Source organism: Romboutsia sp. 1001216sp1 (assembly GCF_039841805.1).
GTDB classification, from domain to species: domain Bacteria; phylum Bacillota; class Clostridia; order Peptostreptococcales; family Peptostreptococcaceae; genus Romboutsia_C; species Romboutsia_C hominis.
In genome coordinates this window covers 33,755-49,888 of record NZ_JBDPHA010000018.1, presented here as the reverse complement: position 1 = coordinate 49,888, position 16,134 = coordinate 33,755, and the positions used below count along the sequence as shown (strand labels likewise).

The following is a 16,134-nucleotide window of genomic DNA, read 5'->3' as shown; positions in this document are numbered from 1 at the left end:
CTATAAGTATATAAATATTTATATAGACTTCCTAAACAATATAGAAAGAATTTTAAATACTTTGGGGTGATATTTTGGAAAATAATAAAGGTATATGTATAGTTAAAGAAGAAATATTAAATTCACCAATAAGAAAAAAGTTAATTGAAGATTTAAATTTACCATATAAAAATACAATAAAAGAACCATTACAAGAAGTGGTTGAACTTATTAAATCTATAGAAAGTAATAAGGAAGAATCATTAAAAATTGTTGTGTTAGGAGAAGTTAAATCAGGAAAATCAAGCTTAGTAAATTCATTAATAGGAGGGGATATAAGTGAAGTAGATGTACTTGAAGCTACTTCTAGTATAATAGAAATAGTATATAGTAACATGCCATATACTAAAACATATAAAGACATAACAAAGGTGGGTCTTAATATAGATTATTTAAAAAAGATAAATATAGTAGACACACCAGGGTTAAAGAGCATAACTGTAAACAATGAAGAAAAAACTTTAAACTATATAAAAAATGCTGATTTGATATTATTTGTAATAGATGCAACTCACCTAGGACAAGAAGATGTAATAGAAGCGCTTGATTTGATAAGTGAGTATAAAAATAACATTATAGGTATAGTAAATAAGTGTGATTTATTAAGTTCTGATAAAGAAGAAATTATAGATTATATAAAAGATGAATATGGAATATATATAGATGAATTTTTTATGATATCTTCATATCTTGAATACCAAGAGAAGGTATTACCTAAGGTAAAAACAAAAAGTACTGATTTAGTATTATCAAACTATAATGATTTAAAATACGAATTTAATAGATTAAATGATTATATAAATTATCTAATAAAAAATTCTCAAGAAGAAAAAAATAGTAGTATAAAATCATCTTTAGATAGAATAATACACAAAGATATAGTTTGCCATAATGATTATCTAAAGACTTTATATGTTTTAGATGATGAATTATTAAGATACAATAAATTACTTCAAAACAAAAGAGACTATATAAGTTCAAAGATGGATTTTGAGATAAAGGATTGGGTAGATAGAATATTTTTTAGTGATGAAATACAAAAAATTAAATTAAATATAGATTTAGCTAAGTTATACATAAATGAAGGATATATAAATGAATTAGTAAACAAGAAAAAAATAGAATTGGATAATTTATTTTTTAATGAGTGGAGTCAGTGTTTAAAAGAAATAAGCAATGAAATGGATGATGATATAAAAAGATATATAAATGATATAACATATAAAAATGAATGCATAGATACACAAAGCTTTAAATTAGAAAAAAACCAAGCAACAGTAAATGAATTATTAGCAGTAGTAGGAACAGGTGCAGTGCTTGGGGCAACTTCGGGTACAGTTGTTTCAATGTATAGTGCAATACTTGGAGCATCGGCAACTTCAACTACTATATCAGCAGCACTAATGACTTATTGTCCACCGCTATTAATAGCAGGGACTATAAGTGGAGCAGTAGGGAAAGTTATATATGATAAAGTACAAGATGATAAAAAAAGCAAGGAATTGCTAAATGATATAGATACTTTTATAGAAAATCTAAAGTATAAAATAAGTGAGAATCTAAAAGATATATATGAAAATTATAGTATAGAGATAAACTATACAACACTAGAAATACTAAAAAATATAAAAGGTATACAAACTAACAAACACGAAATAGAAGATACAATTAAAGAAATAAATATATATATAGATAAATTAAAAACATATATACATTAATGAAAATTCAGTACAATAAACACAAAAAATGTCATTTTATCATACATTGAAGTATAACTTTTAATTAAGGGAGTAAATAGTATGATTACTATAAGTTTATGTATGATAGTAAAAAATGAAGAAAATATTTTAAAAAGATGTTTAGATAGTATTTATGATATAGTAGATGAAATAATAATAGTAGATACAGGGTCAGTAGATAAAACAAAGGAAGTTTGTAGAAATTATACTAACAATATATATGATTTTAAGTGGATTGATGATTTTTCAAAGGCTAGAAATTTTTCCTTTGATAAAGCAACCAAAGATTATATACTTTGGTTAGATGCAGACGAGTATTTAGATGAGAAAAATAGAAAAAGACTTATAAACTTGAAAGAAAATTTAAATGAAAGTATAAGTGTTATATCTACAGAGACTCATATGTGTATAGATGAAAATAATAATCCTAAAATAGTAGCTAGAAGAAATAGAATAATCAAAAGAAATGAAGGTTTTAAGTGGGTAGGATATGTTCATGAATATATATCTATAGAGGGTATAAATGAAAGTAATGTATATGATAGTGATATTTGTATAATACATGATAAGGTAAAAAATATAGATGATAGAAATCTTAAAATATACGAAAAAAAACTAAAAGATGGCAAAATATTAAGCAATAGAGATTTGTATTATTATGGAAGAGAATTATATTGTAATTTAAAATATGAAAAATCTATAGAAATATTAAAAGAATTTATAAAGGTAAGTAAATTTAAGGAAGAAACGGTAGATGCATTATGCAAAATAGGAGAATGTTATATAAAACAAAAAGAATACAAACTAGCAAGGATATATTTATATAAAGCCTTTGAAGAAGATATACCAAGAGCTGATATAATGTATAATATAGCTTATTCATTTGAAGAGGAGGAAAAATATTTACAAGCTATAAGTTGGTATAAAATAATACTTAATACTGATATATCTTGTGATACTAACCAATGCATTAATATGAGTTACTTAAGATTTAAACCTCATTTAAATCTTTGTTGCTGTTATTATGAATTGAAAGATTTACCAAGGGCTTATTATCACCATCAAAAATGTATGGAATTAAATCCAAATGATGAATGTGTAAAATGTAATGAAAAGTACTTTAATTCTATAATAAAAGAAAGATAAGGTGGGGAGACCCACCTTAAATTATATATCATAAAAAAATCATATGTAAAATATACTGTATTAAACAATAGATAAGGAGGATATGATGAGATTAGATAAAATTTTAGAGAATGTAGATACTTTAAATATATATGGAGACACAAATATTGATATAGATAATATATATTATGATTCAAGAGAAGTAACAAAAAACAGCATGTTCATATGTATAAAAGGATATAATACTAATGGACATTTATATATAGAAAATGCTATAAAATCTGGAGCTAAGGCATTTTTAATAGAAGAAGATATAAATATAGATAATATGGATAAGTATACATTTATAAAAGTAAGTAATACTAAAGAGGCCATGGCAAAAATTGCATCTAATTTTTATAATGAGCCAAGTACAAAATTAGATGTAATAGGAATAACAGGAACAAATGGGAAAACTAGTGTATCAACTCTTTTAAAGGAGATATTAAATAAAGTTAATAAATGTGGTCTTATAGGAACTATCGAAATAGACAATTCAAAGGAAAAAATAATACCTAAAAATACAACTCCAGAAAGTTTAGACCTTCAAAAAAGTTTCAATGATATGTTAAAAAATAACTGTAAATATTGCGCCATGGAAGTATCTTCTCATGCACTTAGCTTAGGTAGAGTGAAAGATACTAGTTTTTTAATGGGATTATTTACAAATTTAACTGAAGAACATTTAGATTTTCATAAAAATATAGAGGATTATAGAAACTCTAAAGAAAAGTTATTTTATATGACAACAAAAGCAAATATAATAAATATAGATGATGAACATGGTAAGATTATATTAAATAATATTAAAAACTTAGATATACCTGTATACACTTATGCTATAAATGAACATGCTGATTTTATGGCAAGTGATATTATATTAGAAAAAGATCATATAGAATATAAAGTAAAAACTCCAACTTATGAAGATTATATCTATGTAAATATACCAGGAAAGTTTAGTGTATATAATACATTGGGAATAATAAGTATTTGCTACATATTAGATATAGATATAAACATAGTTAAAGAAGTATTTAGAAATACTAAAGGCATTAAGGGTAGGTTTGAAAGTATAAAAAATAATAAAAAGCTAAATGTTATAGTAGACTATGCACATACTCCAGACGCTTTAGAAAATATATTAAAAGCTTCAAAAGAATTTACAAAAGGCAAGGTAATAACAGTGTTTGGATGCGGAGGAGATAGAGATAGACTAAAAAGACCTATAATGGGAAAAATAGCACAAGAATACTCTGATGTAGCTATAATAACATCAGATAATCCAAGATGTGAAGATCCCCATAAAATAATTAATGATATATTAAAAGGTATTAATATAAAAAAGGATAATTATATAATTATAGAAGATAGAAAAGAAGCAATATATAAGGCAATAGATATGGCAAATGATAAAGACTTAGTTATAATAGCGGGAAAAGGACATGAAGATTATCAAATAATAGGTAAGAAAAAGCATCCTTTTGATGATACAAAAGTAGCACTTGAAGCTATAAATTTAAAGTAGGCAACAAATAAACTCATATATATTAATAAAAGGAGCTGTGAATATTCACAGTTTCTTTTATATTATAATAAAGCATGCTTTATTATTTTTTTTAGAAGTATTATAATATACGGATAAACTAAATAAAAATTAAAAGGTAGGTAATTTGATGAATGAAACTAAAAAGTTAACAGAGTCAGCAATACTATCAGCACTATTTGTTATAAGTACCTTACTATTTGTAGGAATTGGTTTTGGATATGCACTTTACATAGATTTTATAGTTCCTGTATTTTTTTCAATAGTAGTACTTAGATGTGATTTTAAGTATTCAGTACTTTCTGGGATAACATCACTTTTAATAGTATGGTTGATACTTGGGAATATAGGTATAGCTATATGGTGTAGCCAAAGTGTAATACTTGGAATACTTTGTGGCTACTTTATAAGTAAGGATACATCTATTATGGATGATATGGTATATACTTCTTTTATAGGCGTTGTACTTATGGTATTTGTAGATATATATGCATCTAAATTAATAGGATACAGCTTTATGAAAGAGTTTCAAGGATATATAAATATACTAAAATCCGGAGAATATGTACAAGTTATTTATTATATACTTATAGCTGCATTTCCTTTTGGAACTGTATTTTCTATATATATATTATCCTTATTTATGTGCAAGAAATTAAATATGTTAAAAGGAAATATAAATAAAAAATTTGAAATTATAGCTAACTTTAGAAGACTTTCAAGATTTGTATGTTGTTCTAAAAATGTATTTTATGTATTATCAGTATACATTTTTATAGTAGAAACTTTTAAAGCGTTTAATATAAACATAGATAATACATATCTAAAAACTATAATAATAAGTATAGAGTATCTATCATTTTACTTTGTGATAAAAGATGGATATACAGCAATACAAAATTATTTATTATCTAAAAATAAGAAAGTAGCTCATATAAGAATATTATCGATTTTAATGTTAATAGCATTAATATTAATATTTAAGATAACTACATTTATTATAATCATAATTAATATAATATTAGATATAAAGATAAATATAAGAAATCAACAAATAGGAATATTAAATAATATATTAAGTAGAGGGTGAAAATGTGGTTAAGGATGTAAGTTTTATCAAAAAATGTCCCTTTTCACATAGAGGACTTCATAATGATATATATCCAGAAAACTCTATGGGGGCTTTTATAAATTCTATAAAATATAACTATGGTATAGAATTAGATGTACAACTTACAAAAGATAAAAAGGCAGTAGTATTTCATGATGAGTTTTTAGAAAGAATGACAGGATATAAAGGTACTATAAATAATATGACTTATAATGAAATAAGCAAACTAAGGCTATTAAACACTGATGAAAAGATACCTCTTTTAGTGGACGTATTAGATATTGTAAATAACAGGGTACCAGTCTTAATAGAATTAAAGGCTCTTGGAGATGCTATAGATATGAGTAGTGAGGTTTATAAGATAGTAAAAAATTATGAAGGTAAGTTTGCTATACAGTCTTTTAATCCAAGGGTACTTCTATGGTACAAAGAAAATGCAAATAATTTAATAAGAGGGCAAATATCATTTGATTACAAAGACACAATAATAAAATGGTACAAAAAACTATTTTTAAGGGGAATGATACTAAATTTTAAAACAAAGCCTGATTTTGTATCTTATGATATAAAAAGTATTCAAAGTCAAAGGATTCAGTTAATTAGAAAGAAGATGTCAGTTATAACTTGGACTATACTTGATTGTAATAAATATAAAAAAGCATCCAAATATGCAGATAATATAATATTTGAAGGTATAGATCCAAATAAATGTTAAAAAGTATTGACAAAATATAATTTTAAGAATATATTATAGACATAAATGAAAAAATATTAATATAAAGCTATGATAAGAATTAGTAGGATTAATGTATTCTAACAGAGAGTTTCCGGTAGGTGAGAGGAGCAAGAAAAGTTAATTTGAATACATCTTGGAGCAGTTTTCCTGAAAGATAACAACCACTAGGGAAAAACGGAGTAGCATACGTTATAATGCTAGGGTATAATTTTGTACCTAATGAGGTTAATACTGTGAGGTATTAATAAATTAAGGTGGTAACACGTAAGCACAAGCTTTCGTCCTTTTGTAAGGATGAAGGCTTTTTTTTAATACAAAAAAGTTTTATATCCTTAAAAAACGATTTGCTAAAAAATAAGACTTAAGCAAATTTATAAATATAAAATAACAGGAGGGTAAATATGTTTAATTTAGATGAACAAGTAAAAATTATATTAAAAGGTGTAGAAGATTTAATAGATGAAAAGGACTTAAGAGAAAAATTAACTAATGCTCACAAAGAGGGAAGACAGTTAGTTGTTAAGTTAGGTCTTGACCCATCAGCACCAGATATACACTTAGGGCATACTGTTGTTCTTAGAAAAATGAAGCAATTACAAGACTTAGGACACAAGGTAGTAATAATAATAGGAGACTTTACAGGAAAGATAGGAGATCCAACTGGAAAATCTCAAGCTAGAAAGGCATTAACTACAGAGCAAGTTTTAGAAAATGCAAAAACTTACCAAGAACAAATATTTAAAGTTTTAGATAAAGAAAAGACAGAAGTAAGATTTAACAGTGAATGGCTAGGAAAGTTAAACTTTGAAGATGTTGTTAAATTAGCTGCAACTATAACTGTTGCTAGAATGTTAGAAAGAGAAGACTTTAAAAAGAGATATGAAAGCCATACTCCAATATCAGTACACGAATTCTTCTACCCATTAATGCAAGGATATGATTCAGTTGCTATAAAAGCTGATATAGAATTAGGTGGAACTGACCAAAGATTTAACTTACTTATGGGTAGAGCACTACAAAAAGAATTTGGTCAAGATTCTCAAGTAGTTATAATGATGCCTATAATAGAAGGACTAGATGGCGTTAATAAAATGAGTAAGAGTTTAGGAAACTACATAGGAGTAGATGAAGAAGCTGGTGTAATGTATCAAAAAGCTATGGAAATACCAGATTCATTAATAGTTAAATACTACAACTTAGTAACTGATGTTCACCCTGATGTAGTAGCTGAAATAGAAAAAGATTTAAAAGAAGATAGAAAAAATCCAAGAGATATAAAAATGGAACTTGCTAAAGAAATAGTAAGATTATACCACGGAGAAGAAAAAGCAAACTTCGCTGAAGAAAGATTTAAATCAGTATTCCAAAAAGGACAAATACCTGTTGATATATTAACAGTAGAAGCAGATGCTAATGATTTTGATTTAGCTCAAATAATAGTTGATAACAAGTTAACTCCAAGTAAAAGTGAATTAAGAAGATTAGTTAAGCAAGGTGGAGTTAAAGTAAATAGTGAAAAAATAGCTGATTTACAAGAAGTAGTAGCTGAGGGTGAATTAGTAGTTCAAATAGGTAAGAAGAAGTTTATAAAAGTAGTTGTAAAATAATATAATTAAAAGAGATATAAGAAACTAACTTATATCTCTTTTTGGATTAATATCCTAATATACCTCACATTATACTAAATGATAAAATATATTATACTAAAGATTAATAGATGATATAACAAGTACTAATTAGAATAAAGCAGTTGTAAAAAATAATGATAAATGTTATATTTTATCTATTAAAGACGAAAAAGAGATGAGGAGCTATATGTATTTACCAAGTAAAATAACTAAAATATTATCTAATATGAATAGGTCTTATATCATATACTATAGTAAAGGAAAAATAACATCTGTAGTAGTTGACAATAAAAATATAACTATAAGTGCTAGTACAAAAGGATATTTAATAGATATAAAAGGTTCTAAAGTTATATTAAATGATCTAAAATCAATCAAACCTTTACTTATGAAGTTTAGCACAAGTCAAGTTGATAAAAGCAAAAGTTTTAAGATATCAGAGAATTTAGTTGAGTTATTTGCTGAAAATGAAAAGACATTTGCTGTTGAGTATTTAAATGGAAATGTAATATCTATTATAATGGATAAACCAAGTGTAAAGATAGAAAAAACTGCAACTGGATATTTTTTAGAGATAAATTATAAAGAAATAGCAGTAGATAGCTTAACAGATGTTAAAAGGTTTTTATCTAAAATGAATATAATAAATGAAAATCAAAAAGAATCTAACAAAAATCAAGAAGAAGATCTATATAAACAATTAAAGCTAGATATATAAAATAAATTTTTGATATATACAAAAATCATATTTCATATATCTTTAATATGAATATAATATTTTTGGAAGTGGATATGACTAAAAATACACACGTATTCATGAGGAGAAGGGAAATTTTATAAAAATGTTTTCCTGGGAAATTTTTAATACTTAAATTTTATATAGTTTATAAACTATGTAAGAAAGGATATAATTATGGATGATTATAGAAAATCAATATCTAGAGAAAATATTATAATGCTTTTAATGGCAGGTGGAATTATAGTTTTTAATTTTATAGGGTTTATAATATCATACTTTGTATGGAAAGATTATAGTAAAGACTCAGACTTTATAGCTAGAAATGGTAGAAGACTTTTGAATTTTCACATATCATTTTTTATATATGAAATAATATCTGGATTATTAGTATTTTTGCTAGTTGGAATGGTATTATTACCACTAGTATCAATAGCCTATTTAGTACTTAATATAATAGCTATGATAAGATATGGATCATATAGAGATTATGATTTCCCATTTACACTTAACATTATAAAATAAAATAAAAAGAACTACATTTAATATATTATGTAGTTCTTTTTTTATGCACTAATTAAATTATATATAAAAATAAAATTATTTGAAAATTATGAATAAAAGAAATGTTAATGTATTTACAAAATATGTCTAGTATATTAATGTTAATAGTGAGTTATATCAAAAAAAAGGGGGAAAAAGATGAAAAAAACATATATTTCACAAATAGGATTACTAATAGTTGCTATGATTTGGGGAAGTGGATTTGTAGGAACACAATTGGCGCTAGATGGGGGACTTACGCCACTGCAAATAATAACACTTAGATTTTTTATAGGAGCGCTTTTGATAAATTTAATCTTTTTTAAACAGATAAAAGAAAATGTGAGCAAAGATGCAATAAAGTATGGTTGTATATTAGGATTTTTTCTATTTACAGCCTTTGTTGTTCAAACTATAGGGTTAGTTTATACAACACCATCAAAAAATGCATTTATAACTGCTACTAATGTAATTATAGTTCCGTTTATAGGATTTTTAATGTATAAACAAAAACTTGATAAAATGGGTATAATAAGTAGTATATTAACAGTTATAGGAATAGGTATACTATCGCTTGAATCAGATTTTTCTATTAATTTTGGAGACTTTTTAACTTTAGTATGTGCTTTTGGATTTGCATTTCATATATTCTTTACAAGTAAATATGCTGTAAGGTATAATCCAATAGTACTTACAGCTATACAATTTAGTGTGGCATTTATACTTTCATTATTTACACAAATACTTATGGGAGAGGGAAGTATAAATGCTGGTATAGATGGATATCTAGGTGTATTATATCTAGGAGTATTTAGTACTACTGTTTGTTTTTTGGTGCAAACTATATGTCAAAAAAGTGTTGAAGGAAATAAGGCTGCTATAATACTTTCAACAGAAGCAGTATTTGGAACAATTTTCTCTGTAATTATATTAAAAGAACTAGTAACATTAAGAATGATTTTAGGAAGTTTTATAATATTTGTAGCCATCATAATGGCTGAAACTAAACTATCTTTTTTAAAGAAAAAAGACATATACATAGAAGAAGCATGTATAGAATCTAACGAAGATACAAGTAAATCTTAATATACATTATATAAAATTAATAATTTAATATAAAAATGGGAAAATAAGGTTGTAATTATGACTGTATAGATGGTAAACTTATATTTGTAAAAAATTTAAATTTATTGTTTAGGGGATGCTACACCGGGTATATATAAAATATGATCGATAAGATATTAAATATCTTATTTATAAATAATAAGAATTTATTATTTAGTTAATGTATTTTAGGGTATATAGTATAGTAGTTAAATAATGAATTTAAATTAAATTAATATATAAATTGGAGGAGTATAATCATGAAAAAATTTGTTTGTACAGTATGTGGATACATACATGAAGGAGAAACTGCACCAGAAAAATGTCCAGTATGTGGAGTTGGAGCTGATAAGTTCGAAGAAATGAAGGGTGAAATGGTTTGGGCTGACGAACACAGAATAGGTGTTGCTAAAGGTGTAGACGAAGAAATATTAGAAGGTTTAAGAGCTAACTTTACTGGAGAATGTACAGAAGTTGGAATGTACTTAGCAATGAGTCGTCAAGCTGATAGAGAAGGATACCCAGAAGTTGCAGAAGCTTACAAGAGAATAGCATTTGAAGAAGCAGAACATGCTGCAAAATTTGCTGAATTATTAGGGGAAGTTGTTGTAGCTGATACTAAAGCTAACTTAACTGCAAGAGTAGAAGCTGAATATGGAGCAACTGAAGGAAAATTAAAAATAGCTAAGAGAGCTAAAGAATTAGGATTAGATGCTATACATGATACAGTTCATGAAATGTGTAAAGATGAAGCTAGACATGGTAAAGCATTCTTAGGATTATTAGAAAGACATTTTGGAAAGCAAAACTAATTATAGTTTAAATAAAGGGGTCATCTCATATGAGATGGCCTTTTTTAATTTTTATAATAATATGTGATATACTAATTAAGTAGATAAATAAAACTATAATAAGAGTGAATATGGTGAAGAGATGATAAAAAGCAGTTATATAGATAATATAAATATATTTAAAAATTTAAAAGATGAAACAAAAGAAGAACTTAAGAAATATAGCAACACAATAAAATTAGAAAAAAATGAAGTTTTATTTGAGGAAAAAGAAAAAATAAATAATATATACTTTGTTATAGATGGAAAAGTATCTATATTTAAAATAAATGAAAATGGCGATAGAAAAGTAATATTTATATTAAATGAAGGCGAAATGATTAATGAAATAACTACAGATAAAAAAAGAGAATCATCAGTATTTTGTGAAGTCTTTGAGAACGCCACTATACTAAAATATAATATAAATGATTTTATAAAGGTTATGGAGAAAGATTTTTACTTAACTAAAAATATAATAAATTACATGGAAAGAAGAAATAGAAGATTATATAGACAACTAAAAAATTCAATTTCTATAAAAATGGATAAAAAGTTAGCAGCTAAATTATATAGAATAAGCAAAGAATTTGGAACAAATAAAGGAGAATGGACATTAATAGATGTAAATATAAGCATAACTTATTTATCAGATATGCTAGGATGTAAAAGAGAAACTTTATCAAGGGCAATGAAAACACTTCAAAATGAAGGATTAGTTAAATTAGAAAATAAAAAAATATTTGTTAAAGAAAAAGGATTATCAGAGTACTTTAAGAAATAGTAAAACATTAAAGTTTTGCTATTTCTTTTTATTTTTATAAAAACGTGATATTAATCACGGAAAATAATTATAGTAAATGTTAAAATTTTATCAATAGAAAAGGGAAAAGGTGATTGTTGTGAAGATAAAATTAAGCAAAGAAAATTTTAATGAAAAATTGAAAACACTTAGTAATGAATATAAAATATTAGCACCAGTATCATTAGAATATATGGGAACTTTCTCAGATACAGACGTTGTAAGATATAAAGAAGTAAGTTCTTTAGATGAAATGGAACTAAATAGAAAATCAAACTTTTCTGCCAAGGAAATAGTATTTCCTATAACACAAATATTATTTTATTTTACAGAAAATGAATTTAAGGAAAGCGATATTGATGATAAAAAATTATTAATCTTTTTAAGAGCATGTGATATAAATGCAATGAAAAGACTAGATGAGATATATTTAAAAAATGGAATTGATGAAGATTATTATTACAAAAAATTAAGAGAGAAAGTAAAATTTGTTCTTGTTGGATGTAGAGAAAGTTTTAGAAATTGTTTCTGTATAAGTATGGATTCAAATAAAACGGATAATTATTCTATGGGAATTAAAATAGACGATAATGAAGTTTTCCTAGAAATAAAAGATAAGGATTTAAAAATATTTAATGGAGAAAAATGTGAATTTGAAATAGATTTTGTAAAGGAAAACTTATTTAATATAGAAGTGCCACAAATAGATAAAATAAACTCTAAAGAAATATCTAAACATGAAATGTGGCAAGAGTATAACTCAAGATGTATAGCTTGTGGAAGATGCAACTTTGTATGTCCAACATGTTCTTGTTTTACTATGCAAGATGTTTTTTACAAAGAAAATGAAAAAGTAGGTGAAAGAAGAAGAATATGGGCAGGATGTCAAGTTGACGGCTTTACAAGTATGGCTGGAGGGCATGAATTTAGAAAAACTAAGGGTGAAAGAATGAGATTTAAAACAATGCATAAAATATATGATTTCAATAAGAGATTTGGCTACAACATGTGTGTAGGGTGTGGAAGATGTGATGATGCTTGCCCTCAATATATATCATTTTCAAAATGTATAGAAAAAGTAAATGAAATAAGTAAGGAGAGAGAGTAATATGAATTCGTATATTCCAGTAGGAGCTAAGATAATAGATATAGTTAAACATACAGATATAGAGTGGACTTTTAGAGTAGAATGTAGTACTAAAGATGTACTTCCAGGAAAATTTTATGAGATATCAATATCTAAGTATGGAGAAAGTCCAATATCTGTAAGTGGGTATGGTGATAATTATATAGATTTTACAATAAGAAGTGTAGGAAAAGTAACTAATGAAATATTTAATTATAAAATAGGAGATAAATTCTTCATAAGAGGACCATATGGAAATGGTTTTGACATAAGTATATATGAAAATAGAGAAATAATAGTAGTTGCAGGAGGAAGTGGAATTGCACCAGTTAGAGGAATTGTGGAGTATTTTTATAATAATCCTCAAAAATTCAAAAGCTTTAAATTAATAGCTGGATTTAGATCACCACAAGATATATTATTTAAAGATGATTTAAAAAGATGGGATGAAAAATTAGATGTAATAGTTACTGTGGATAAAGGTGAAAACGATTATAAAGGTAATGTTGGTTTAGTTACAAAATATATACCAGATTTAGAAATAAAAGATGTAAATAATACATCAGCAATAGTAGTAGGTCCTCCTATGATGATGCATTTTACAGTAGGCGAATTTTTAAAAAGAGATTTGGCAGAAAATAATATATGGGTTTCTTATGAAAGAAAAATGTGTTGTGGAGTAGGTAAGTGTGGTCATTGTAAAATGGATGATACTTATATTTGCATAGATGGGCCTGTATTTGATTATTCTTATGCTAAAAATCTTATAGATTAGGAGGGAATGTTATGATAAGAGATTTAAATACTAAAAAGACAATGAAAAATGCTTATAGAATAACTAAAAATAGATACGAAACAGCATTAAGAGTTAGAATTCCTGGAGGATGTGTTGACTCTGAAAGTTTAATGATAGTATCAAAGATAGCAAATGAGTATGGAAATGGTCAAATACATATGACTACTAGACAAGGGTTTGAAATACTTGGTATAAAAATGGAAGATATGGAAAAGGTCAATAAGCTTGTCCAATCAATTATAGAAAAAATGGAAATAAATCAAGAAGAAAAGGATAAAGGATATTCTGCTGCAGGAACTAGAAATATAGCATCATGTATAGGTAATAAAGTTTGTCCGAAAGCGCAATACAATACAACTGAGTTTGCAAAGAAAATAGAAAAAGCAGTATTTCCAAATGATTTACATGTAAAAATAGCTTTGACAGGATGTCCAAATGACTGTATAAAAGCAAGAACTCATGATTTTGGAATAATAGGAATGACTTTACCGCACTACGAAAGAGATAGATGTGTATCTTGTGGGGCTTGTGTTAAAAAGTGTAAGCAGTTATCAACAGGTGCATTACATGCAGAAAACTATAGGGTAATAAGAGACCACAGTAAATGTATAGGATGTGGAGAATGTGTACTTAATTGTCCTACAAATGCATGGAGTAGAGATCCTAAGAAATATTATAGATTAGCTATAATGGGAAGAAGCGGTAAGAAGAATCCAAGGTTAGCAGAAGATTTTTTAATATGGGCAGATGAAGAAAATATAATTAAGATAATACTAAATACTTATAAGTATGTAGAAAAATATATAGATAAAAGTTTACCAAAAGAACATATTGGATATATTGTTGATAGAACTGGATTTATGGAGTTTAAAAAATGGGCACTAGAAGGTGTTGAATTTGATGATATTACGATTGTTAAGGATAATGTATATTGGAGCGGAATTAAATATTAAATAAATATAATGACAAAACAAAGTCATTACAATATTGTTAATATAGTATAAAATATATCCAGTATTTGTTAGAATATAATAAACTAACAATATAATTGGAGGGGAAGGCATATGATTTCAAGAGCTGAATTAAAAAATAGTGCTAAAATGCAATTAAAGGGTCATTGGGGATTAGCGATATTAACATGTTTAATATATACTATAATAGTAGAAGGAACAAGTGTTGAAATAGGAACAAGTTCATCTTGGCTAAATGAAAATATAGCTATTACCTTGAATATAATAGGATTAATATTTGCAGGTCCAATACAATTAGGATTTAGTAGATTTATATTAAACTTAGCAACAGATAATGAAAAAGCTAAATTTACAGATTTATTCTCTGGATTTAATGTTTTTATAAAATCTTTTGTAATAAATTTAATAATAACTATAGCTTCAGTAATAGGAACATTTTTATTTGTAATACCAGGTATTATAGTGATGTTAATGTTCTCACAAGCATATTATATATTAGCAGAAAATCCAGAGTTATCAATAATGGATTGTTTAAAGAAAAGTGCAAATATGATGAAAGGCTTTAAGTGGGAATTGTTTATATTAGAACTAAGTTTTCTAGGTTGGGCTATATTATGTGTATTTACTTTAGGAATAGGGTTCTTATGGTATACACCATATTATTATACTACATTAGGGAATTTTTATTTAAATTTAAAATCTATTTCTAACGAAGATATCTTGTAAAAATAATACAATATTTATATATAAATAAAAAAATGTATACTTGTCAGAACTGGCAAGTATACATTTTTTTATTAAAAATATTATTATATTAATCTAATATATATTAATAAAAACTATCACCATTTATCCTAAAAATAAATACTATATAATTAGAAAGGGGGATTAATAAAATGAATTTAAAAAGAATTGACGAAAATAAAGATTTACAAAGTTTAAGAGATAAATGTAAAAGATTTTTAAATTACCACGTTGTATTAATGATGGAAGATGGACAAGTATTTGATGGAATTATTGAGAGTGTAGATGAAGATGGTGTTACTGTATTAGTTGGGGAAGATGTAATTGTAGATGAAGATAATAATCAACTAAGACGTGGCAGACAATTTGGAAGACCTAGAAGATTTAGACGTTTTAGACGTAGAAGATTCCCACTTAATCTTTTACTTGCCCTATCATTATTACAATTTCCTTTTTAAAAATTAATCTTTAACTTAAAATAGGAGCTATCTCCAAGTAGAAATTTGCTCCTATTACTTA

General features: G+C 25.7%; 16 protein-coding genes and 1 other annotated feature. All 16 genes read left to right on the top strand.

The annotated features are described in order from the left end of the window. Nucleotides 1-74: 74 nt before the first annotated feature. Nucleotides 75-1,757 (top strand): dynamin family protein, encoded by a 1,683-nt coding sequence (locus ABHC41_RS13405; RefSeq protein WP_271891803.1) that lies wholly within the window; start codon nucleotides 75-77, stop codon nucleotides 1,755-1,757. A gap of 81 nt (nucleotides 1,758-1,838) precedes the next feature. Then, nucleotides 1,839-2,924 carry a glycosyltransferase gene (locus ABHC41_RS13400; protein ID WP_195237076.1) on the top strand — a complete coding sequence of 362 codons (1,086 nt, stop codon included), beginning with the start codon at nucleotides 1,839-1,841 and terminating at the stop codon, nucleotides 2,922-2,924. An 85-nt stretch (nucleotides 2,925-3,009) separates the two neighbouring features. Beyond that, the gene (locus ABHC41_RS13395; protein ID WP_240275930.1) at nucleotides 3,010-4,470 is read left to right on the top strand and encodes a UDP-N-acetylmuramoyl-L-alanyl-D-glutamate--2,6-diaminopimelate ligase; all 1,461 of its coding nucleotides are present in this window, start codon (nucleotides 3,010-3,012) and stop codon (nucleotides 4,468-4,470) included. A gap of 148 nt (nucleotides 4,471-4,618) precedes the next feature. Then, nucleotides 4,619-5,578, top strand: a complete 960-nt coding sequence (locus ABHC41_RS13390) for a DUF2232 domain-containing protein (RefSeq protein WP_271891802.1) — start codon at nucleotides 4,619-4,621, stop codon at nucleotides 5,576-5,578. Nucleotides 5,579-5,582: 4 nt separating this feature from the next. Then, a complete protein-coding gene (locus ABHC41_RS13385) occupies nucleotides 5,583-6,314 on the top strand; it encodes a glycerophosphodiester phosphodiesterase family protein (protein ID WP_271891801.1) in 732 nt (243 codons plus the stop codon). 60 nt (nucleotides 6,315-6,374) lie between these two features. Next, nucleotides 6,375-6,624, top strand: a binding site (T-box leader). Between the two features lie 112 nt (nucleotides 6,625-6,736). Further along, entirely contained in the window at nucleotides 6,737-7,942 is a 1,206-nt protein-coding gene (gene tyrS / locus ABHC41_RS13380) for a tyrosine--tRNA ligase (RefSeq protein ID WP_092926276.1), read from the top strand. 208 nt (nucleotides 7,943-8,150) lie between these two features. Next, on the top strand, nucleotides 8,151-8,681 hold the full coding sequence (locus tag ABHC41_RS13375) for a hypothetical protein (protein ID WP_166505253.1): 531 nt from the start codon (nucleotides 8,151-8,153) through the stop codon (nucleotides 8,679-8,681). A gap of 195 nt (nucleotides 8,682-8,876) precedes the next feature. Then, nucleotides 8,877-9,224, top strand: coding sequence for a DUF4870 domain-containing protein (locus ABHC41_RS13370; RefSeq protein ID WP_166505254.1), 348 nt, complete (start codon nucleotides 8,877-8,879; stop codon nucleotides 9,222-9,224). Between the two features lie 177 nt (nucleotides 9,225-9,401). Next, nucleotides 9,402-10,328, top strand: a complete 927-nt coding sequence (locus tag ABHC41_RS13365) for a DMT family transporter (protein WP_092926270.1) — start codon at nucleotides 9,402-9,404, stop codon at nucleotides 10,326-10,328. Between the two features lie 278 nt (nucleotides 10,329-10,606). Then, the gene (locus tag ABHC41_RS13360) at nucleotides 10,607-11,158 is read left to right on the top strand and encodes an NADH peroxidase (RefSeq protein ID WP_092926268.1); all 552 of its coding nucleotides are present in this window, start codon (nucleotides 10,607-10,609) and stop codon (nucleotides 11,156-11,158) included. A 121-nt stretch (nucleotides 11,159-11,279) separates the two neighbouring features. Continuing rightward, the gene (locus tag ABHC41_RS13355) at nucleotides 11,280-11,960 is read left to right on the top strand and encodes a Crp/Fnr family transcriptional regulator (protein WP_092926266.1); all 681 of its coding nucleotides are present in this window, start codon (nucleotides 11,280-11,282) and stop codon (nucleotides 11,958-11,960) included. A gap of 118 nt (nucleotides 11,961-12,078) precedes the next feature. Then, nucleotides 12,079-13,086, top strand: coding sequence for an anaerobic sulfite reductase subunit AsrA (asrA, locus tag ABHC41_RS13350; RefSeq protein ID WP_195929067.1), 1,008 nt, complete (start codon nucleotides 12,079-12,081; stop codon nucleotides 13,084-13,086). Between the two features lies 1 nt (nucleotide 13,087). Beyond that, nucleotides 13,088-13,879, top strand: a complete 792-nt coding sequence (asrB, locus tag ABHC41_RS13345) for an anaerobic sulfite reductase subunit AsrB (protein ID WP_195929065.1) — start codon at nucleotides 13,088-13,090, stop codon at nucleotides 13,877-13,879. 11 nt (nucleotides 13,880-13,890) lie between these two features. Beyond that, complete coding sequence (gene asrC / locus ABHC41_RS13340) at nucleotides 13,891-14,853, top strand: sulfite reductase subunit C (RefSeq protein WP_271891800.1); 963 nt, start codon at nucleotides 13,891-13,893, stop codon at nucleotides 14,851-14,853. Between the two features lie 111 nt (nucleotides 14,854-14,964). After that, complete coding sequence (locus ABHC41_RS13335) at nucleotides 14,965-15,597, top strand: DUF975 family protein (protein ID WP_207743633.1); 633 nt, start codon at nucleotides 14,965-14,967, stop codon at nucleotides 15,595-15,597. A 170-nt stretch (nucleotides 15,598-15,767) separates the two neighbouring features. Then, nucleotides 15,768-16,073 carry a hypothetical protein gene (locus tag ABHC41_RS13330; RefSeq protein ID WP_166505259.1) on the top strand — a complete coding sequence of 102 codons (306 nt, stop codon included), beginning with the start codon at nucleotides 15,768-15,770 and terminating at the stop codon, nucleotides 16,071-16,073. Nucleotides 16,074-16,134 lie beyond the last annotated feature (61 nt).